Genomic DNA, 22245 nt, shown 5'->3' with positions numbered 1-22245 from the left:
AGGTTTTGCGCAAAAATTTATACGTCCTAACTTCTAAATAAAGGTGGAAAAATTGCAGCAGTTTGCTATTGGTCAACGTTGGTTATCAGACACAGAAACGGAATTAGGACTTGGTGTTCTGATTGATGTAGATGAGCGATCGGTCAGCATTTTATTCCCTAAAAGTGATGAAACCCGTGTCTATGCACGCAATAACGCACCTTTATCGCGTATCATTTTTAATGTAAATGATGAAGTTCAAGACCAAGAAGGCAATGTGTGGACGGTTGAATCGGTCGAAGACCGTCATGGCGTATTGCGTTATAACGTAGTGCGTCGTTTGCAAGATGGCAGTGAAGAAAAGAAATCACTGAATGAAACCCGTATTGGTGCAAGTATCCAACTTTCAAAACCATTAGACCGCTTGCTTGCTAGCCAAATTGACTATAAAGAATGGTACGACTTGCGTATTGAAGCCTTGTTGATGCAAGCCAATATGCAAAGTAGCCCACTGCGCGGCTTGGTGGGTTCGCGTGTAGGTTTGATTCCACATCAACTTTATATTGCACATGAAGTCGGTAAGCGTTTTGCGCCACGTGTCTTATTGGCAGATGAAGTTGGTTTAGGTAAAACCATTGAAGCAGGTTTGATCATCCATCAGCAACTCAAAACAGGACGTGCGGAACGTATCCTGATTTTGGTACCTGATTCGCTGCAATATCAGTGGATGATTGAAATGCGTCGCCGTTTCAATCTGCAATTCTCTTTGTTTGATTTAACCCGTACGGCATCTATTAAAGAACACGATCCTGACCTGAATCCATTCTTGACCGAACAATGCATCATTGCTTCAGTCGATTTAATGATTGACCACGATGACTTACGCGAACAAGCCCTAGAAGCAGGTTTTGATTTGCTGGTGGTCGATGAAGCGCATCACTTAATGTGGAGCGAAGAAGAAGGTGGTAATGACCGTTATGATCTGGTCGAAGAATTAGCCGAACAAACCGCAGGGGTGTTATTGCTTACAGCAACGCCTGAGCAACTGGGTGTAGAAAGCCATTTTGCGCGTTTACGTTTACTCGATCCGCAGCGTTTTAGTTCACTAGACCGTTTCTTGGATGAAGAAGCGCAATATCAACATACGGCAAAAATTGCCGAAGTCTTAATGTCAGATGCCGCATTGGAAGAAAGCCATTTGGTTGCACTGGAAGGCTTGTTGGGACATCGCATTGAAGATAACCCAGAGCAGCGTTTCCGTGCCATCCACGAATTATTAGACCGTCATGGTACAGGGCGTATTTTGTTCCGTAATACCCGTGAAGCAATTCAAGGTTTCCCAGGTCGTGATTGTCAGCCTGCGCCGTTACCTGCGCCAGAAAACTGGTCTAAAGATGGTAAATTACGTGAACAAATGTGGCCAGAAGAAGCACAGCTCGATGGCAGTTGGATGGAAACTGACCCGCGTGTAATGTGGTTAATGGAGCGTTTGCGTAGCGACTTAAAACATAAAAAAGTGCTTTTAATTGCGCGTAGCGGCCCTGTGGTAGAAGCCCTTGAAAATGCGCTGCGCCTACATGCAGGTATTCGTACTGCAATGTTCCATGAAGGCATGAGCTTGTTAGAACGTGACCAAGCGGCAGCATATTTCGCAGAAGATTCTTATGGTGCACAAATTTTATTGTGTTCCGAAATTGGTTCAGAAGGGCGTAACTTCCAGTTTGCATCAGACCTGATTTTGTTTGACTTACCTGCCAATCCCGACGTGTTAGAACAACGTATCGGTCGTTTAGACCGTATTGGTCAAGAAAACCGTATTCAAATTCATGTGCCGTATTTGGTGGGGACTGCGCAAGAGCGTATGTTCCGTTGGTATAACGAAGCACTCAATATTTTCAGCAATATTTCACCCACTGCACAAACCTTGCAGGAAAACTTTATTGTCGATTTAAAAGACTGCTTATTGGCAGATTTAGGACAACAATTTGAAGATTTGCTGGAAGCAGTCAGCGTGCAGCGCGAAGCTTTGGAAGCTGAATTACAAGCTGGACGAGATCGTTTGTTGGAATACAACTCATGCCGTCCTGTGGTTGCACAAGAAATTGTACAGGCGCTTGAAGAATATGATGACAATACCACGTTGCCAATGTTTATGAAGCGCTTTATGGCATCGACCAATATTGACTTCGATGAACAAAGCAATGGCACGGTGATTATTAAACCAACTGATCAAATGCAGGTTCAAGGTTTGACCTTAGACGAAGAAGGCATGACCGCGACGTTCTATCGTGATCAGGCGCAAATTCGTGAAGATGCACAGTATTTGACCCTAGAGCATCCATTCACAGAAAGCGTGATGGAAATGATCAATACACAAGGTTTTGGTAGCACCAACGTTGCGGTATTAAAATCTGCCGCTTTGCCACAAGGTTCTGTGTTGCTCGAAGTCTGGTTCAAAGTGGATGTCATTGCACCTAAAGCCCTGAATTTGCCATCAAGCTTGCCACAGCAACTCATTCGTGTCTTATTGAGCGAAAAAGGGCAGGATTTATCGCAAAAAATTGCCCCTGAAATTTTAAAACCTTATTTACATCATTTAGATGGCAACAGTTGTCGTCAAGTGGTGAAAGCACGCCGTGACGCGATTGAAGCGCGTTATACACAGGCTTTGGAGTTGGCTAAAGCTGCATTGCCTGAATTTAAGCAACAAGCTAAAGATGTATATAGCAAAAAATGGCAATATGAAATTGACCGTTTAAGCTATTTGAAGCAATTTAACCCAAGTATTCGTGAAGATGAAATTACACGTTTACAGAAATTGCAAAAAGAAGGTGTTGCATTATTAGATGGTTTGTCGGTCACGCCTGAAGCAATTCAGGTGATGGTGGTGGTAAAGCCATAAAGAGTGCATTCAATACAGGTGTCTAGACGGTGTATTTGTATTGAGTCGGTTTTAATCAATCACTTTTTTAAATATTTGGCATCTTCTAAATTGCACGTTTTAAGTTGGGCATTGCGCCTCATTTTTACGGAGCAGTTTAGCGGGTGCTTTTTTAATATCGCAATAAAAATGTTGTGCGAGATTTTTCACATCACAGACTTAAACAAAGTAGCAACCAGTGCTTATGTGTCATTAAAATGACTCATAATTCATCTTTTTCAGCATTCCGGTCATTTGCAAAACCCAGTGGTATGCGTAGTTTAAAGGCTGTTGATCTTTTATCTATGATTGATGTGCCAAGTGTTGAATCTGTAAGCGCGTACGCATAGATCAAGTCACAGACCCGATATTCTTCTTTTAAGCGTATTTTAAATGACTAAAGCTGCAATTCATTTTACCCATGCCAATGGTATTCCTTCTGCCAGTTATCAAAAGTTTTTTCAATGTTTTGAAGCAGATTATCATTTAAAGGCAATTCCACTGATTGGTATGCAAGCAGAATTTCCTGTGACCTATAAGTGGACCTATTTGATTCATCAAGTGATTCAGGACATTGAGCAGCAGTTTCCAAAGCAACAAGTGATTGGTTTAGGGCATTCTTTTGGTTCATTATTAACCCTGATGTGTGCCTATCAGCGTCCAGATTTATTTTCTCAATTGATTATTATGGATCCACCTTTTGTGATTGGATCGAAGTCGGCATTATTTGAAATTTTACAAAAATTTAAACTGAAATATGTAGATCAACTCACACCTGCCGCCGTGACCATGAAGCGTCGAGATCATTGGGCTAGCCATGCAGAAGCCTATCAAGCTTTGCGGCATAACCGTTTATTTAAAAAATTTGATGCACAATGTTTTGAAGATTATTTTGCCAGCGGCATACAAGTCGATGCACAAAGAGGTGGTGTGACTTTAACAATTCCAAAACGGGTAGAAGCTGAAATTTTTAGAACCGTACCTGCATGGTGGTGGCGCACACCACGCAAAGCCCCGGATGTACCTGTGCATTTAATTACAGCAAGGCATAGCCCATTTTATTTGCAAGGTTTACCGCAAGGCATGCAAAAAACTTATGGAATTGAGTTTAGTGTGGTCGAGGGAGGACACATGTTTCCTTTGGAAAATCCTGAAACCACGGCAACACATGTGCAGCAATTAATTCAAAAACAACACGCTTAACAGCGAAGTCTAGCAATTAAATGCTCAAACGGGCGTGACCTGATTCAGGAAAATCGCCCGATTTATCCTGTGTTATGTTAACGAATTTTGGCATCATCCAAATGTCGTGCACCTTCTAAAATCATGCGAATCATGGTCATGGTTTGTTCAGCGGTTTCTTTACGTTCAGTCGCAGGCATATCAATGACTTTAGCGCCCATATTAAACACCAACTGGGTAATGGCTTTTGCGACAATATCGGGATGCGCTAACTTGCTGTTATTTAAACGTTCTAAACGAATTAAATCATCCTGCAATTCTTGCTGGAAATAATTCAATTGGCGCTCAACAGCTAGCTTATAAGAGGTTGAACCCGTATAACCTTCACGTAATAGCAGACTTAAATTGCCTTCATCGGTATCTAATTGTTCAATAAATACTTCAACCGAGCTGCGAATAATACTGTTTTGTTTAGATGCTTTTAAACGTGCTTCATGCAGAATTTGACGCAACACCACACCTGCACGATCAATCAGTTCAATCGCGAGTTCATCAATATCTTTAAAATGACGATAAAAACTGTTTGGTGCGATGCCTGCTTCACGTGCAACTTCACGTAAACTTAAAGATGCGATACTTTTTTGTGGGCCAATTAAATTTAATGCTGCCTGAAATAATTCTTGTTTGGTAATGGTGGCTTTACGCCCAACCGTACGCACGACAAGAGGCTCACGAACCGTTTCAGATTCTGGAAAAGTCACATCATGGTTTGTTTTCATGGCAGGCTGAGTCATATTTTCAATAATTTATAAGCTTGGAGGCATTATAGCGGTTGCGCCAGTACTTGTGAAATGATTAGAAACAATACAGGTGTATATACAAATATATATACATGTGTATAATAATTAAAATTTCATCGGGTGGTGCTGAATCATGCAGCTAACTGAAAAAAGAAAATCTCCCTTAACCAGTATTGCAACTGCAGTACTAGACCCTTATGCCGCCAATTTCTGGTTGCAAAAAATTAATCCATTATGGTCGGTGAATCAGTCACTCGGCAAAATTGTAAAAAAAGATACCGCTGCACAAGGTGTAGTGAGCTTTACTTTGCAATTCAATAAAAAATTCCAAATTGGCGCAGCAGGGCAGCATCATCCTGTTTATGTGACAATTCAAGGCGTACGCTATGAGCGAACCTATAGTTTGACTCAGCTTGATGCACAACACGTTTTATTGACGGTAAAAAAAGTTGATCAGGGCAAAGTCAGCACATGGCTGGTTGAGCAAGCCAAAGTTGGTGATACTTTGGAATTTGGTGCGCCTTATGGTGATATGCAACTGCCTGCACAAGCCCAGCCTTTAATTCTATTGGCAGCGGGTAGTGGTATCACACCAATGTATAGTTTGCTACAAGACATGGCGAAATCAGGTCGTCTTAGTAGCACTCCAGTAACTTTAATGTATTGGGTAAAAACCTTTGCAGACGCAGCATTTAAAGCACAGTTTGAAGCATGGGCACAACAATATCCAAACTTTAAATTTCAAGTGTTTTATACCCAAGAGCCGAGTGTGGCGCACAGCCGTTTAAATGCAGAACATTTACAAGACTTAGCACAAATTGAGCAAAGTGCAGTGTTTGCATGTGGCCCATCGGGTTTTACCACGCAAGCTGAACAATTATTTGCACAAGCTGCTTTGCTGAAAACAGAAGCTTTTAGCATGACCCCTGTGTTAAGTGACGATGTTGGTTTGGTACAAGTTACACTGACTCAATCGAAAAAGATTGTCACTATTCCAAAAGGCAAGTCCATTTTAGAAAGTCTGGAACAGCAAAATATTAAACCTAAATACGGCTGTCGTATGGGAATTTGCCATAAATGCGTATGCAACAAGGCTGAAGGTTCAACTAAAAACTTGGTCGATGGTGTTCAAAACAGCGAACCGAATAACCAATTGAAAATCTGCGTCAATTCAGCACAAACCGATTTAATTATTGATTTATAAGCGAGTTCCGATTATGAATATGCCAGTAAAAATAGAATATTTCCGCAATCCTAAAAACCGTGAACTCACTCAATTTGAATTAGATGAGCTTGCACGTGAATTAGACGCCATTAAACAAGAAGTTTTGGATGATATTGGCGAAAAAGATGCTAAATACATCCGCCGTGTTTATTCAACCATTCGTTATAGCTCAATGGCAGGTCGTGCCTTATTGTTCGCAGGATGGTTCCCGCCAGCATGGGTTTTGGGTACAGGCTTGTTAGGCTTTGCCAAAATTATGGAAAACATGGAATTAGGTCATAATGTCATGCATGGTCAGTATGACTGGATGAATGATCCTAAATTCAATGGTGCAAGTTATGAATGGGATACGGTAGGTACTTCAGACAACTGGCGTCAAACCCATAACTTTAAACACCATACTTATACCAATATTAAAGGTATGGATGATGATATTGGTTATGGTTTGGTGCGTTTGTTCCCAGAACAACGTTGGAGATCAGGCTACTTATTGCAACCTTTATACAGCATTCCTTTCTGCTTACTGTTTCAATGGGGTGTTGCCATTCAGAATTTAGAAATTGGTAAAATTTTGAATGGCCGTAAAAGCAAAGCCCAAGCCAAAAAAGAATGGCAACCTATGCAGAAGAAAATTGGAAAACAATTGTTTAAAGATTATGTGTTCTTTCCATTGATTGCAGGCCCTTCGGCTTTACCAGTGTTTACAGGGAACTTAGTTGCGAATGGTATTCGTAATATTTGGACATTCAGCATTATTTTCTGCGGTCACTTTACGAAGGATGTAGAAGTATTTCCAAAGTCTGTGATGCAAAACGAAAGCCGTGGTCACTGGTATATGCGTCAAATTCGTGGTTCATCGAATCTTACAGGTTCTGAAGCATTCCACATTTTGACAGGACATTTAAGCCATCAAATTGAACACCATTTATATCCAGATATTCCTGCACGTCGCTATCGTAAAATGGCGCCAAAAGTACAAGCTGTGTGTGAAAAGTATGGCTTGAACTACAACAATGCGAGCTTAGTTAAACAGTACAGCAGTGTGCTTAAACGTATTGTGAAATATGCTTTTCCATTTAAGAAATAAGTGACTTACAAATGAGTTGTTTAGTACGAATAGATTAAGTGATTGATCTTGGTTTAAAACTATACTTCTATTTTGAATTAGAGGTGATGCTGTAAAGTGTCACCTTTTTTATTGCTTTAGGTGTTGTAGTCGTTATTTTTATGCAGAATCATCAGCTATTTTATTAAGAGAAAACTCTATTTTTATTTTCTATTCTGGGTATAAAAAAGTAATCACCATAGGCGGCATCCGCTACATGTAACTTAAAAAACCCACAATTCAAATTGTGGTTTTATTATATCATTCATCAAAATCAAGCCAGTTTTTTATAAGTTACAATTTCTGGCAATGAATGATCACTACCCACCATATAAGAATAAGTCGCTAAACTCAGCATGGCATCATCTTCATCACTATTACCATACGCATAAATAGCTGCATAATTTTCTAAATCATATTGTTCTAAAATCCGTATTTTCTTTTGTTCCTGACTGCAATCAGGTGTTGAATATCGCCCTGTAAATTGCTGCTTTTCAATTGCTGTTTCAGTACAAATCAAAGCGACATTTAACTGCTGACAAATATACTGTAAATAAATATCTACACTTGCAGAAACAACCACCACTTCATCTCCATTGAATTGATGCTGCTTTAATTGTTGTAATAGTTGTGGGTTAAGATCATGTATTAAATCTACTGCGTAGCGCTGTGCAAGTGCTAATATTTCAGCTGTATTTGCATCTTTAAACATAGCATTAAACAATTTAGGGCGCATGGCATGTGTAGGATAAACTTTTAAATAGTAAGCCTGAATCCAAGGCAAGATTTTAAGTCCTTGCTTAAAAATATGCCGCTTAGATAAAGCATAGAAAATAAACCCTGTAAAACTGTCTTTGCTGCACAGGGTCCCATCAAAATCAAATAGGGCTAGATTTTTATATTTTTGGCTTTTTGCATGCATGTTTTATAACGTCCATTGACTCGCGTAGCAAACCAATTGGTGTTGTAATCTCGACTCAGTTTAGGCCCTGAAATGACCACTTGCGGCATCATGGCATAAAATGGCTCTTTGCCCGTTTGTGCTTTATAGAGTTTTGTAACCGCTAAATAGGTTGCAGTGTCTTCAAATTTCTTTTCTTTTTCTTTTTTTAAGTCTGCACGAATTTGGCGTGGGGTGACTAAAATATTATGTTTGGCAAAAACAGCAATTAATTCACGTTCAGATTCACTCTTTGCATTACGCACACCACCATCTTTAGCGTAAAGCAGCAAATCACCATCTAAATCTAATTCTGCTTCAGTTAAATCATTTAGCATGCTTTGGAATGCGGCATTGCGGCTCGAATACATGCCAGAGTTATAATCAGCAAAGCGGTATAGCGGTTGATCGTAATCGGCAGGGTACATCATTAAACGATGAATCCCGTAATATAATCCGCCATATTGAGTGTATAGATCGCTGCGTAACTCTGCGATGTTACCGCTTTGGCGTTTATGCTCTTTGGCATAGCTAATATGTACTTGCATCGAGCCTAAAGTAGTAATTGGATTAAGTTTTTCGCCAATATTTTGTCCAAACAGTTTGGCAGCACCTGTTAGCGCAGACACGTGATAATGTTTGGCCATATAGTCAAAAATTTCACGATACAATTCATCCAGTTCACGTTCGGTTTTCACACGACGCATTTGGCTTAAATAGTTATCTTCAGGGCTTGGGTGGTTTTTCAGTACATCCTGAAAATAGCCTGCAACCGTACCACCAATGGCTTCGCCCAGTTTATCTTTAAATTTCTCATCCAAACGGTCTTGCACTTCTTTAACTGCTTTTTCACCCAGACCATAGACTTGAGGGTCGGCTACAAAGTTGGATTCCTGATCCACGACGGCAATGATAGTGCACATATTTTCTTTGGTTTGTGGGATGCCCAATTGCTCTGAAATATCGTAAATATCTTTTGCCCAAGCACTACGCTCACTGACCCTATTCGGAATGAGTTTGCGGATTTGTTCTGCTTCAAGGGTTGGCTCATTGTCCTTAGACCACCATGCGCTATCTCCACAGGCAGCCAAGCTTAATGATAAAGCAAGCACGCTGAAGGGTTTCATCAAAGAAGTGAATACAGTGTCTTTCATAGTATAGGGAAAACTCGTTCCAAATGGATGAGCCCAAAGGGCAGATGCAGTATACTATGCCAATCGTTAAAGTTAAGAATATATATGTATATTGGTCCCTATCAACTGTCAAATAATTTGATCGTTGCCCCGATGGCAGGTGTCACTGATAGACCCTTTCGCTCACTGTGCAAGTACTTTGGTGCAGGGCATGCGGTCAGTGAAATGATGACCTCTGACAAAACTTTGCGCATGAGTAAAAAGAGTTTGTATCGTGCCAACTTTGATGGGGAACTTGCACCAATTTCTGCACAAATTGCTGGTTCAGACCCGCATGATTTAGCCGAAGCTGCGCGTTATCAAGTCGCCAATGGTGCACAAATTGTTGATATCAATATGGGATGTCCTGCTAAAAAAGTCTGCAATAAATTGGCGGGTTCGGCTTTATTGCAAGATGAAGATTTGGTGGCACGCATTTTAGATACTGTGGTTGCTGCGGTGGATGTACCTGTAACCCTTAAAACCCGTTTAGGTTTTTTGAATGGGCAGGAAAATATTTTGCGGGTTGCCAAACGTGCCGAACAAGCAGGTATTGCTGCACTGGCATTGCATGGGCGTACCCGTGAAGATATGTATTTAAACCGTGCACGCTATTCACTGATTAAAGAAGTGAAAAGCATGCTCAATATTCCTGTGATTGCCAATGGTGATATTGATAGTCCTGAAAAAGCCAAATATGTCTTGGACTATACAGGCGCAGATGCGATTATGATTGGACGTGCAGCACAGGGACGTCCGTGGATTTTTCGGGAAATTGCACATTATTTAGCAACAGGGGAGTTGCTTGCCGCACCGAGTATTGCAGAAGTTCAAAAAGTCTTATTGGGGCATTTAGCCGAGCTTTATGAGTTTTATGGGGAATATTCAGGTTGTCGAATTTCACGTAAACACATTGCTTGGTACACCAAAGGTTTACGTTCAAGTAATGAATTTCGTCAAAGTATGTATCAAGTAGAAAGTACGGCAGAGCAATATAAAGTAGTGGAAGATTACTTTAATCAGCTACTTGCGCATGGTGAAATCATGAGTGATGTGCAGGTTGAAGCGGTGAACTTATTAGATACAAAGTAAAAAATTAAAACTCAACCGTGATACACAGTTGAGTTTTCTGTACGTAAACTTAGCGTGCGTGAATCATTTCCAAAACCAACTGATTAATTAAATCTGCGGCTTCTAATTCACGTATCTGACTCACATTACTACCAGCCCAAAACGGAGCATAACCTTGCTCGCCTTGTATAACGGCTGCTGCATGCAACTGTTTTGCAAGATCATAGCTATACGGATAGGTGGGTACTGTTAAACGATCTGGCGTATCTACTTGTGTATGCCAATGATTAATTAAACCACGGGCAGAGCGTCCAGAGATGCTGTCGGTAATTTGAGTAATGTTTTGCTGAAATAAAGCTTGTCGATAAGCTGGATTGGCATTGGAACTTTTACATTGCACAAAGGCTGTACCCAGCTGTACCGTAGAAGCGCCCAATTTCAGCATTAACTGTGCTTGCTGACCATTCATAATGCCACCTGCGGCAACCACTGGCAGGGTACAATGTTCACGAATCAGTTGTACTAAATCGCTGGTTTTAATTGCACTATCAAAAGTTTGGTTAAAGATACCCCGATGTCCACCTGCCTCAATGCCTTGGGCGATAATGACATCAATTCCCGCTGCTTCAATGGCTTGAGCTTCGGCTAAGTTGGTTGCTGAAACCATAGTAATGATTCCTGCATCTTTTAAAGCCTGAATTTGATGCGCATGCGGAATCCCGAAGTGAAAACTGACGGCTTGTGGTTTAGTTTCTAGTACAAGATCTAAATATCCATCATGGTCTTTAAAACTTGGATAAATACAATTTAGTTGACTCGGTGCAGTTGCGCCATAGCGTTCAAAGATTGGCTGAAAATGTGCAATCCACGCTTGTGCAGCGACTTCATCTAGTGGACTTGATTCATGGCAAAAGAAATTGACCTGAAATGGAAAATCAGTCAGTTCTTGAGTGCGTAAAATTTGCTCACGTGCAGCATCTACCGTGTTTGCACCTAAACCGAGTGAGCCAAAACCACCTTGATTAGAAACCTCGGCTGCAAGTTCGGGAGTAGAAACGCCAGCCATTGGAGCAAGAAAAATAGGATGCTTTATATTCAGTTGTTCTAATAAGGTCATATTATTTACTCCATGTTTTTATCTACTTTGCCCAACTCTAGGTAGATTGGCAAATCATATCCGTCATTTCCTTATGAAATATTAAGATGAGCGATATCATTAAATTTGCAGATGCTTTCAGGCATAATAAGCCTGATGTATGAATTGATGAGTAAATTAATGAAGCCTTTCGTTTATGGTGGTTTGCTTGTGGTGTGTGGATTAAGTGCGTGTAGCAATCCACAGCAAACTCAAGTAAAAATTGATCCAAAGCAATATCAGGTTCAGGATGCGACTGCATTACAACAGCGTATAGATGCTTTAAATGTCAAATTGGCGCAAGACTTCAAACAATTTAAACAAGTCGAAAATATCGCATTTGCGCATCAATTCCCTTTAGATGTAAATAACTTACAAACTTTGAATCAGCATTTGGTCGCCAGTACTGCTTTAAAGCCGACTAAAATTGCTTATTGCGATATGATGAATGGTTATTTTGCTGAGTTATATCGCTTAGGACATAACAATCTAGATTTTCTTAAAGATGTAAAATTACCGCGTGCAGAGCAGGAAAATTTGGTTGAAAATTTTGTCAATGCAGAATCTTATTATGATTTTATTTTGAATCGTTACACCAGTTACCGCCAAGTACAACAGACCATGGGCTATGGTTGTAATTTAAAAGCGGCGTTATAGTTGCGGCAGGATTTAGGTTTACCAGGGTCTGTTGATATTTCATAAATGGCTTGCGCTGTAGGCTAAAACTGAGCAGATTAGGCATGAAACGCAGGGAATAACGGGTTTATTTTCAAGTTTCATAACGCAATCTGTGAAAGTTTTAGCCACATGAGCAAAAACAAAGCACTGCTTTGTTTGCTGCGCAAGGGAACAAGCATATTTTTTGCTGCTATTACGTTATGTTCCAGTCATTTAGAATGACTAAATTTCCTGTCCCATGCCTTATATCAGCTAAAAAACCTTGCGAGATATATCTCTCATGTCGCAAACATAGACGAATTGTCAACAGACCCTAATTAAATCGTGCTGAATAAAAAACTCCTGAGAACTTGCTCAGGAGTTTTTGTTTTATACAATCAAATTATTGTTGTGCTTTTTCTTTCACATTTGCAGCACCTTGTTCAACCGCACCTGCAGTCGCAGCAGTTGCATCTTTAGCAGCTTGTACAGTCGCATCAGCTGCGTTTTCTGTTGCTGTTGCAACATTGTGTGCAGCATTTTCAGTTGCTTGCGCTGCGTTATCTACCGCAGTTGCTGTAGCAGTAGCAGCTTCATGTGTTGCATCTTTGGCATCATGTGCAGCTTGAGCCGCAGCGTTTTCTAAGTGTTCACCCGTAGTTGCCCCTGTTTCTGGTGCTTTTTCTTTTGCACAACCTACAAGTGCTACAGTGGCAGCAAGACCTAAAGCAATAAGAAGTTTATTCATTATCATGTTTCCTTTTTTTACATCCACTTAAGATGGGATAATGCGAATATAACCAAAAAACAATCAATTTGAAGCTTAAAATTGTTCAAATAATGTAATGGGTTTAGATATTTTTTTTGTTGTGTAGATTAGAACGATAAATTAGAGAAAAATATGCCGCTGCGATTCATTTTTTCTGATAAGGTGAAATCTTAAGAATGGTTACAGTTTTTATTGTACAGTAATGCCATTCTGTAAGATTGGGATTGTAAAATGCTTAAAAAAGGGATTTATCAACATTATAAAGGGCAATTGTATCAAGTGCTGCATGTGGCTACACACAGTGAAACCCAAGAGAAATTGGTGGTTTATCAATGCTTATATGGCGATTATTCTATTTGGGCCAGACCGCTTGATATGTTCACGGAGAGTATTACTTTGGATGATGACCGTGAACAGGAACGCTTTAAATTGATTCAAGAAGTGTATTAATATTTGAAGTTATTTACCTATTTAAAACGATCCAATCTATTTTTAGATTGGATCGTTATGTGGATGCTCAAAGTTTAATAAAATCAATTATTGAATGGAAATACGGTTAAAGCTTAAATCGTATGCTAAATATTTACTCACAAAAGCTGCTTTATCACTGCGTCTTAATAAGTTGTCATAAATAAATTGTGGTACAGGATGGAATAAATCCCCAGAGCCATTTTCGTAAAATATTTTTAAATAACGTGAAGATGCACTGTATGTCCAGGATGTCACGGCAAGTGTTTTACCCATAAGCAACTCCTTTATTTTTTATATTATTTTTCACAGATTTAATCTGCTTATTTTGAACATAAGTGAAGTGTGAAATAAAAAGTATTACAGAATTGTAAAAATAGATTTGATCTTATTTTATGCTGTGTTGTTGATCAAAGTTATAAAACCACATCATAAGATGTGGTTTTTATAAATCTGCTTTCTTACTTTTTAAAGCATTATAAATGACGACATTGGTCTTCTTTATCGCCAGAAACGCGATTAGAACCGCCAGTAGGTTTTTGGCGATTATCTTCGCATTCTAAATTACCAGAAACACGATTATTTTTAACAATAATACTGCCAGTATTGTCTTTTAGCTGAATATTGCCATCGACACGATTGGAGCTGAGTTGAATATTTCGGCCATCTTCTAATTGAATGTTGCCATCAATACGGTTGGCCTGAGCATTTACTCGGCTAAATTGTCCTTTAGATTCTAAATTGCCATCAATCGTACTATTTTTAATTGCCGTATGTGAGTTGGAATGCAACATTAGGTTGCCCTTAATAGTCACATGATCAAGAACACATTGTTTATGCACTTTGACATTATCATCAATAGTTCGATTTTTAATGCTGCCATTACAGTTGAAATCAGCTAAAGCTGGCACTGAAAATGCTATTAATGTTGAAAGTAAAAATAATTTTTTCATAGAACAGCCCTCAAAAATAAATCTCATAACTGTTACCGGTACAGATTCGATTGTAGTGTTGTAATGTTTTTACATTTTCTATTCTAGAGATGAAATATGAATAAATAAGGTAGAAAAGGGTGATGTTCTGATTAAAAAAAACCACGCAAAATATGCGTGGTTTTTTTGAGTGGTTTAATCTAAAACTTAGATTTTACCTACTAGGTCGATAGATGGGGCTAAAGTTGCATCACCTTCTTTCCATTTAGCTGGGCATACTTCACCTGGGTGAGCGTGAACGTATTGAGCTGCTTTAACTTTACGAAGAAGTTCTTGAGCATCACGGCCAATACCGCCAGCATTGATTTCGATGATTTGGATTTTACCTTCTGGATCAATTACGAAAGTACCACGGTCAGCAAGACCAGCAGATTCGATTAATACTTCGAAGTTTTTAGAAAGCGTCCAAGTTGGGTCGCCAACCATTACGTATTGGATTTTTTTGATTTCTTCTGAAGAATCGTGCCAAGCTTTGTGCGTGAAGTGAGTGTCAGTAGAAACTGCATAGATTTCAACGCCTAATTTTTGGAATTCTGCGTAGTTGTCTGCAAGGTCACCAAGCTCAGTTGGGCAAACGAAAGTGAAGTCAGCAGGGTAGAAGAATACTACAGACCATTTGCCTTTAAGATCAGCTTCAGTTACTTCAATGAATTGACCGTTGTGGTATGCATTTGCTTTAAATGGTTTAACTTCAGTATTAATTAAGCTCATCATTGTCTCCATGATTAAGGTTTGTATTTCGTTGGCAATAGAGTATCTAATTTTGTTTTATTGCTGAAATGGTATTTTTACATTACTAGCATCGGAAAAACAAATGAGTATGTAAAAAGCGTACACTTTCATCACAGCATTATTGAGTCTTTATTAGGCCTCAAAATGATGATGATTGCATGACAACCTATTTTTCAGGTTCAAATACAACCCATTTCAAGCAATTGGTGAACATACATCTATATGGGGATGCTATTTTGAAATTCAAGGGGGGATTTAAAACTTTTTAAATACGCATTCTAAATCACTGTTCTTTCGCTTAAAGGCATTACAGCGTAAAATACGCGTTTGTGTTTTGGTTAGGAAGCGTATTCTGTGCAGAGTCATTTAAATGTAGACCACCTCGTTTTGGCGCGTGATCGTCATCGTTTAAATCGACTACGAAAAGGCAAAGATGCCAATCCAAAGCAATATCAGGAATTATTTGAAAAATCTAATTTAAAAGTGTTGGAGCGTGCGCAGCGCATTCCCGATATCAAGTTGAATCAAGATTTACCTGTGACTCAATCTGCCGAACAGTTGATTACTGCAATTCAGCAACATCAGGTCATTATTGTGGCGGGTGAAACGGGTTCGGGGAAAACCACACAGTTACCACAAATTGCAATGTTGGCAGGTCGTGGTTTAACGGGGTTAATTGGTCATACTCAGCCACGACGTCTTGCTGCGCGAAGTGTATCTCAGCGTATTGCCGAAGAAGTTGGCGAAAAGTTGGGCGAGTCCATCAGCTTTAAAGTTCGTTTTAATGAACAGGGTTCGCAAGATTCAATTGTCCGTTTAATGACCGATGGTATTTTGTTAGCAGAGCTTGTCAATGACCGTTATTTAAATAAATACGACACCATTATTATAGATGAAGCGCATGAGCGTTCTTTAAATATTGACTTCATTATGGGCTATTTAAAGCAACTTTTGCCACGTCGCCCTGATTTAAAAGTCATCATCACTTCTGCAACTTTAGATGTGCAGCGTTTTAGTAACTATTTTAACGGCGCACCTATTTTTGAGGTCGAAGGTCGAAGCTATCCTGTCGAAGTACGTTATCGTCCAATTTCTGAATTAAGCATTGGTGGTAGTGATGATGATGAGTTTGATGACTTTGAAGAAAACTTGCCACGCGCAGTGGTGCAAGCGGTAGAAGAATGCTTTGCCGATGCACAGGAAAAAGGTCATCCTGAACATGCCGATATTCTAATTTTTGCCAGTACTGAACAGGAAATTCGGGAGCTGCAAGAAACCTTGCATAAGCATGGACCGCGTCATACTGAAATTTTACCGTTGTATGCGCGTCTGGCTTTGGCGGAACAACAAAAAATCTTTAATCCTTCAGGTGGTGGTCGTCGCATTATTATTGCCACCAACGTCGCTGAAACCGCACTCACTGTACCCAATATCCGCTATGTGATTGATAGCGGTTTTGCACGTATTTCACGTTATAACTATCGCTCACGGGTGCAGCGTTTACCGATTGAAGCAGTATCTCAGGCAGCAGCGAATCAGCGTAAAGGACGTTGTGGTCGTATTGCGCCAGGCGTTTGTATTCGCCTGTATTCAGAAGAAGATTTTTTAAGTCGCCCAGAGTTTACTGAACCTGAAATTAAACGCACCAACTTGGCATCGGTCATTTTACAAATGCAAAGTTTGGGCTTGGGTACGCTCGAAGATTTTGATTTTATTGAGCCGCCAGATCATCGTTTAGTCAATGATGGGCGTAAACTGTTGATTGAACTCGGTGCGATGATTGAGAAGGGTAAAGCCCCTCTTTTAGATGGAGTGAGTAGCTCTGCTACACACGGGGATGACTCTAATCCCAATACTTCCGCTAAATCCAGCTCTAATAAAGGTGAGCTTCAAGGCAGCAGCTTAACCAAAATTGGTCAGCAAATGGCAAAAATGCCGATTGATCCAAGACTGGCACGTATGATTTTAGGCGGTGCGCATTTTGGGGTGTTAAATGAAGTCCTGATTATTGTAGCGGCATTGGCGGTACAAGACCCGCGTGAACGTCCTGCAGACAAGCAAATGCAAGCCGATCAAAAACATGCTTTGTTCCGTGAAGCAGATTCTGACTTTTTATTCTATTTAAAATTGTGGGAAACTTTACACGAAAACCGTGATGGCATGAGTGAAAACAAACGTCGTACTTTTGCCCGTCAGCATTTTTTAAGTTGGTTGCGTTTACGTGAATGGAAGAAAACTCATGAACAATTGGTGGATTTGGCGCGTGGCTTAAAACTGTCGTTTAATGAGAAAAAAGCCAGTTATGAAAATCTGCATCGGGCGTTATTAACAGGGTTGCTTTCTTTTATTGCCAATAAAACCGATGAGCGCAATGTGTTTATCGCGGTACGCCAACAAAAAGCACGAATTTTCCCTGCATCGACTTTGCATAAAACCAATACACCGTGGGTCATGGCATTTGAGATGGTAGAAACTTCGCAAGTGTATCTACGTACTTTGGCAAAAATTGAACCTGAATGGATTTTATTGGCTGCACGTGATTTGCTGAAGCATCACTATTTTGAACCACATTGGTCTAAAAAAGCAGGCGTGGTGAATGCCTATGATCAGATTTCGCTGTTTGGTCTAATTATCGAGCCGAAACGTCCTGTCAATTACGAAAAGGTCGATCAGGAAGCCGCCCATGAAATATTCTTACGTGATGCTTTAACCACAGGCAACTTGGGCATTACCCCACCATTTTTAAAACACAACCTGCTTAAACTGGAAGAAGTGGAACGGGTTGAAGATAAATTACGTCGTCGTGATTTAGTGGTTGATGAAGAAACTATTTATCAATTTTATGCCGCCAAAGTACCTGCAGAAGTTGCAAGCCGTCGTTCCTTTGAAGATTGGCGTGCCACAGTAGAGCCGCAAAATCCACGTTATTTATTTGTGGAAGATGATGCACTTTGGCTGAATGATCGTCCGACCACGCAGCAATTTCCTGACTATTTGCGTAATGGTGAGCTGCGCTTGGCGGCCAGTTACCGTTTTGACCCCAGCCATGATGAAGATGGCGCAACCGTTAAAATTCCAGTGCAAGCGTTGGCACAGGTCGATGAAAATATCTGGTCGTGGGGTGTTCTGGGTTGGTGTGAAAATTTAATTGAAGCCTTGCTCAAGACTTTGCCTAAAGATAAGCGTCGTCATTTGGTGCCTATTCCAGACACAGCTCGAAAGTTGCTACAACGTGTTGATGCGGTAAATTTACGCGAGCACATTTTTAGCTTTTTGGCATTCCAGTTACGCGCAGAGCACATCACCGAAAAAGACTTTAGCTTTGAGCGAGTAGATGCGTATTTATTGCCGTTCATTAAAGTGTTAGATGAAAAAGGGCGGGTGATTGAGCAAGGGCGTGATTTATCTGAATTAAAAGCGCGTTGCCGTACCGAAACTCACAGTCCAGTAAAACAGTTACACGGCGAATTCCAAACCTTCCCTGAACGATTTGTATTTGAAGCCTCGCAAAAAGTCACGGGCGTAGTGGTTAAGCAATATCAGGCGTTGGTACCAAGTAAAGCTTTTGCAGAACTTTCACAAAAAGATGAATCGGGTGTGGTGATTCAAACCTTTAATGATCAGCGCGAGGCGATTCATCAGCATCGTGAAGGGGTGATTCGTTTGCTGCATGTGCAATTAGGCGATTTATCACGGCAATTGAAAAAGCAAATTGCCAAACCATTGGCCTTGGCGTACTCACCTTTGGGTGATAAAGCACAACTTGAGCAAATGTTGATCTATGCGACCTTGCAAAGCATTATTTGTGACGTGCCAGTCAACTTGGAAGAGTTTCAAAACTTGCAGCTTGAGGTAAAAAAGACTTTTCTCAGTCATGGTCAAACCACGCTGCGTATCTTTAATGAAATTTATATTGCTTGGCAAGACATCCGCCGTCAGCTCCTTATGCTAGATGAAGCCGTGTTTGCCAAAAATATGGATGATATTGAAGATCAGCTGGACTTAATGCATCTGGCAGACTTTGTGTATAGCAAGCCTGTAGAGGTGTGGAGCGAATATCCGCGCTATTTGAAAGCGTTGTTATTACGTTTAGACCGCTTACCCAACAACTTGCAAAGAGACGATGCTGCCATCGCCCAAATTGACCCTTGGATGGACAAATTGTTTAAACACAAACAAGATGCCCGACTCAAGGAATTGTACTTTATGGTGGAAGAATTACGCATATCGCTGTTCTCTCAACCCATGAAAACCAAAATGCCAATTTCTGCAACTCGGCTGCAAAAAGTATGGGAAAAGCTCGGAATCAGTTAAGATATAAGTAATTTCTAGAAGGAGTTTTACATGGGCATTCGCATTACAGGTACTGGTCTTTATCACCCAGAAGATGTTATTACCAATGAAGAATTGGTCGAAAGTTTAAATGCTTATGTGGAACAGTATAATCAGCTCAATGCTGACAAAATTGCAGCAGGTGAGCTTGAAGAACGTCGTGGCTCAAGTGCTGACTTTATCGAAAAAGCCTCTGGGGTAAAACGCCGTTATGTGTCAGAAAAAACAGGTATTCTGGACATTAACCGTTTACGTCCAAATTTACGTGAACGTGGCGATGATGAAATTTCGCTACAAGCGGAATGGGGCGTAATTGCTGCAAAACAAGCCATGCAAAATGCAGGTGTGTCTGCAGAAGATATCGATGTAGTGATTTTATCTTGTTCAAACTTGCAACGTGCTTATCCTGCAGTGGCGATTGAAATTCAAACTGCGCTTGGTATTCAAGGTTATGCCTATGACATGAACGTGGCGTGTTCTGCTGCGACTTTCGGCATTAAGCAAGCGCATGATGCGATTAAAGCAGGCGCGCGTCGCGTGTTATTGGTGAATGTCGAAATTACATCAGGGCATAACGATTACCGCTCACGTGACTGTCACTTTATTTTTGGTGATGTGGCAACCGCTTCAATTTTAGAAGAGACAGATACAAAAGCAGGTTTTGAAATTTTAGATATGAACCTGTTCACCCAGTTCTCTAACAATATTCGCAATAACTTCGGTTTCTTAAACCTAAGTGAAAATGCAGATATTGATGATAAACGCTTCCATCAGGATGGCCGTAAAGTCTTTAAAGAAGTCTGTCCGTTAGTGGCTAAAATGATTACTGCGCAATTAGAAAAGAATCAGATTGCGCCAACCGAGGTGAAGCGTTTCTGGTTGCACCAAGCCAATGCCAGCATGAACGAACTCATTTTGAAATTGGTGGTTGGTAAAGAAGCAGCACAACCAGGTTTAGTACCTATTATTTTAGATGAGTTTGCCAATACTTCTTCGGCAGGGGTAATTATCGCTTTACACCGTACTGCACACGAAGTCGAAAACGGTGAATATGGTGTCTTGTGTTCATTTGGCGCAGGCTATTCAGTTGGCGCGATTTTGGTACAAAAACGTGATGCTGCATAAGCTTTGCCAAACCGTATAAGATCAGCAAACGCCTAAGTACAGGTATTAAAAAGTTCCTTCTCCTTCGGGAGAAGGCTTGGATCATCCGCGATATTCTCTTCACACAGACACATACAGAATAAAAACATCGAAAAACTTTATGAAAAATAATGCTTAGGTTAAGATGGAGCATCTTTTAATAGACCTATTTTGAAAACCTATGCAACCATTTGTTCTATATAACTCAGAGCAACGAAAAAAAGTTGAATTTGTTCCGCGTAAAGAAGGACATATCGACATGTATGTCTGTGGCATGACGGTTTATGATTACTGTCATATCGGGCATGCGCGGGTTATGGTTGCATTTGACTACATCATTCGCTTTTTGCGCAGTCAAGGTTGGAATGTGAAATATGTCCGCAACATTACCGACATTGACGACAAAATTATTAAACGTGCCAATGAAAATGGCGAGAGCATTCAAGCTTTAACAGATCGTTTTATTCAAGCCATGAATGAAGATGCGGCAAACTTAGGCTGTGTTGAACCTGATGCTGCACCACGTGCCACTGAATATATTGATCAAATGCAAAATATGATTGGTAATTTGGTCAATAAAGGCACAGCTTATCCTGCAAGTAATGGCGATGTTTATTTTCAGGTTGAAAAATTTGACAAATATGGCCGTCTTTCAGGTCGCAAGCTAGAAGACATGCAGGCGGGCGCGTCTGAGCGTGTTGATGTTGAAGTCGACAAAAAGCATCCATTTGACTTTGTTTTGTGGAAACATGCCAAAGAAAATGAACCATCTTGGGCTTCGCCGTGGGGCAATGGACGTCCGGGTTGGCACATTGAATGTTCTGCGATGTCGACTTGCTGCTTAGGTAATCATTTTGATATTCATGGTGGTGGTTCAGACTTAATGTTCCCACACCATGAAAATGAAATTGCCCAGTCTGAAGCATCAACAGGTGAGCAGTATGTAAATTACTGGATGCACGTTGGCTTTATTAATGTCGATGGCGAAAAAATGTCGAAGTCATTGGGTAACTTCTTCACCATTCGTGATGTGATGGAAAAATTCCATCCTGAAGTGATCCGCTACTTTATTGTGTCATCGCATTATCGTAGCCCTGTAAACTTCTCCGATGTAGCACTCAAAGAAGCCAAAACCGCATTATCACGTTTCTATCACTCATTTAAAGCTTATCAACAAGCGTACGGTACGCAAACAGTTGAGCAGTTAGATGAGGCTTTGGTGGAACGTTTTAATGCCGCAATGCGAGACGACTTTAATACAGCCGAAGCAATTGCAGTTCTGTTTGAAGTCAATAAAGAGCTGAACCGTTCAGTAAAAGAGCAGCAGGCAGATCAGGCGGCGGTGTACTATTCGACTTTGCGTCATTTGACCAATATTTTAGGTTTGGTGCAGCATGATGTTGACGAATTCCTGAAGTCTGATATTGGTCAGGACGCTTTAGGTCTATCTGAACAAGCCATTGCAGACTTCATTCAGCAACGTCAGGATGCCAAAAAAGCCAAAGATTTCGCCCGTGCTGATGAAATTCGTCAGTCTTTGCTCGATCAAGGTGTGGTCTTGGAAGATACCCGTCAAGGTACAGTATGGCGTCGTGCTGATTAATTGAGCACTTAGGAGCATAG

Annotated in this window: 18 protein-coding genes; 10 read left to right on the top strand and 8 right to left on the bottom strand. The window is 40.5% G+C overall.

Annotation, left to right across the window (positions count from 1 at the left end):
- Positions 1–43: 43 nt before the first annotated feature.
- Positions 44–2881, top strand: a complete 2838-nt coding sequence (gene rapA / locus FTV43_RS06575; protein ID WP_179995151.1) for an RNA polymerase-associated protein RapA — start codon at positions 44–46, stop codon at positions 2879–2881.
- A 411-nt stretch (positions 2882–3292) separates the two neighbouring features.
- Positions 3293–4102, top strand: coding sequence for an alpha/beta fold hydrolase (locus FTV43_RS06570; protein WP_104852176.1), 810 nt, complete (start codon positions 3293–3295; stop codon positions 4100–4102).
- A 77-nt stretch (positions 4103–4179) separates the two neighbouring features.
- Here the strand turns inward: FTV43_RS06570 and fabR are convergent, their stop codons facing one another.
- Positions 4180–4860 carry an HTH-type transcriptional repressor FabR gene (fabR, locus tag FTV43_RS06565; protein WP_179995150.1) on the bottom strand — a complete coding sequence of 227 codons (681 nt, stop codon included), beginning with the start codon at positions 4858–4860 and terminating at the stop codon, positions 4180–4182.
- Between the two features lie 154 nt (positions 4861–5014).
- On the opposite strand from fabR, the gene FTV43_RS06560 reads away from it, so the two are divergent.
- Positions 5015–6085: a ferredoxin reductase gene (locus tag FTV43_RS06560; protein WP_179995149.1), complete on the top strand. Its 1071-nt coding sequence runs from the start codon at positions 5015–5017 to the stop codon at positions 6083–6085.
- A gap of 13 nt (positions 6086–6098) precedes the next feature.
- Positions 6099–7193 carry an acyl-CoA desaturase gene (locus tag FTV43_RS06555; protein WP_179995148.1) on the top strand — a complete coding sequence of 365 codons (1095 nt, stop codon included), beginning with the start codon at positions 6099–6101 and terminating at the stop codon, positions 7191–7193.
- 292 nt (positions 7194–7485) lie between these two features.
- Here FTV43_RS06555 and FTV43_RS06550 read toward each other — a convergent pair whose 3' ends face one another.
- A complete protein-coding gene (locus tag FTV43_RS06550) occupies positions 7486–8133 on the bottom strand; it encodes an HAD family hydrolase (RefSeq protein ID WP_179995147.1) in 648 nt (215 codons plus the stop codon).
- The gene (locus FTV43_RS06545; RefSeq protein ID WP_179995146.1) at positions 8100–9305 is read right to left on the bottom strand and encodes a DUF1615 family protein; all 1206 of its coding nucleotides are present in this window, start codon (positions 9303–9305) and stop codon (positions 8100–8102) included. Before FTV43_RS06545 ends, FTV43_RS06550 begins: the two co-directional genes overlap by 34 nt.
- Before the next feature lie 84 nt (positions 9306–9389).
- Between FTV43_RS06545 and dusB the strand changes: the two genes are divergently transcribed.
- Positions 9390–10415, top strand: a complete 1026-nt coding sequence (gene dusB / locus FTV43_RS06540; protein ID WP_179995145.1) for a tRNA dihydrouridine synthase DusB — start codon at positions 9390–9392, stop codon at positions 10413–10415.
- A gap of 49 nt (positions 10416–10464) precedes the next feature.
- Here the strand turns inward: dusB and FTV43_RS06535 are convergent, their stop codons facing one another.
- Positions 10465–11511 carry a nitronate monooxygenase family protein gene (locus tag FTV43_RS06535; protein ID WP_179995144.1) on the bottom strand — a complete coding sequence of 349 codons (1047 nt, stop codon included), beginning with the start codon at positions 11509–11511 and terminating at the stop codon, positions 10465–10467.
- Between the two features lie 159 nt (positions 11512–11670).
- Here FTV43_RS06535 and FTV43_RS06530 point away from each other — a divergent pair, with 159 nt between their 5' ends.
- A complete protein-coding gene (locus FTV43_RS06530; protein ID WP_179995143.1) occupies positions 11671–12186 on the top strand; it encodes a hypothetical protein in 516 nt (171 codons plus the stop codon).
- A 403-nt stretch (positions 12187–12589) separates the two neighbouring features.
- On the opposite strand, the gene FTV43_RS06525 is transcribed toward FTV43_RS06530, so the two are convergent.
- On the bottom strand, positions 12590–12934 hold the full coding sequence (locus tag FTV43_RS06525) for a hypothetical protein (RefSeq protein WP_004973048.1): 345 nt from the start codon (positions 12932–12934) through the stop codon (positions 12590–12592).
- 252 nt (positions 12935–13186) lie between these two features.
- Here FTV43_RS06525 and FTV43_RS06520 point away from each other — a divergent pair, with 252 nt between their 5' ends.
- Entirely contained in the window at positions 13187–13405 is a 219-nt protein-coding gene (locus FTV43_RS06520) for a DUF1653 domain-containing protein (protein WP_004973051.1), read from the top strand.
- An 87-nt stretch (positions 13406–13492) separates the two neighbouring features.
- On the opposite strand, the gene FTV43_RS06515 is transcribed toward FTV43_RS06520, so the two are convergent.
- From FTV43_RS06515 to ahpC, 3 genes are all read right to left on the bottom strand, one after another.
- Positions 13493–13699: a hypothetical protein gene (locus tag FTV43_RS06515; RefSeq protein WP_004973053.1), complete on the bottom strand. Its 207-nt coding sequence runs from the start codon at positions 13697–13699 to the stop codon at positions 13493–13495.
- Positions 13700–13899: 200 nt separating this feature from the next.
- On the bottom strand, positions 13900–14217 hold the full coding sequence (locus FTV43_RS06510; RefSeq protein WP_257224098.1) for a hypothetical protein: 318 nt from the start codon (positions 14215–14217) through the stop codon (positions 13900–13902).
- A 345-nt stretch (positions 14218–14562) separates the two neighbouring features.
- On the bottom strand, positions 14563–15126 hold the full coding sequence (ahpC, locus tag FTV43_RS06505) for an alkyl hydroperoxide reductase subunit C (protein ID WP_004973058.1): 564 nt from the start codon (positions 15124–15126) through the stop codon (positions 14563–14565).
- A gap of 375 nt (positions 15127–15501) precedes the next feature.
- On the opposite strand from ahpC, the gene FTV43_RS06500 reads away from it, so the two are divergent.
- The 3 genes from FTV43_RS06500 to cysS all read left to right on the top strand — a co-directional run bounded on the left by FTV43_RS06500 (position 15502) and on the right by cysS (position 22225).
- The gene (locus FTV43_RS06500; protein ID WP_179995141.1) at positions 15502–19461 is read left to right on the top strand and encodes a DUF3418 domain-containing protein; all 3960 of its coding nucleotides are present in this window, start codon (positions 15502–15504) and stop codon (positions 19459–19461) included.
- A gap of 30 nt (positions 19462–19491) precedes the next feature.
- Positions 19492–20604: a beta-ketoacyl-ACP synthase III gene (locus FTV43_RS06495; protein WP_179995140.1), complete on the top strand. Its 1113-nt coding sequence runs from the start codon at positions 19492–19494 to the stop codon at positions 20602–20604.
- Positions 20605–20803: 199 nt separating this feature from the next.
- Positions 20804–22225, top strand: coding sequence for a cysteine--tRNA ligase (gene cysS, locus FTV43_RS06490; protein ID WP_154320668.1), 1422 nt, complete (start codon positions 20804–20806; stop codon positions 22223–22225).
- The last annotated feature ends 20 nt before the right edge of the window (positions 22226–22245 follow it).

It is taken from the genome of Acinetobacter sp. YH16053 (genome assembly GCF_013417035.1).
In the GTDB taxonomy this organism is placed as follows: domain Bacteria; phylum Pseudomonadota; class Gammaproteobacteria; order Pseudomonadales; family Moraxellaceae; genus Acinetobacter; species Acinetobacter towneri.
Note: the sequence above shows the minus strand (reverse complement) of the source record. Positions and strands in the feature narration are given on the sequence as shown.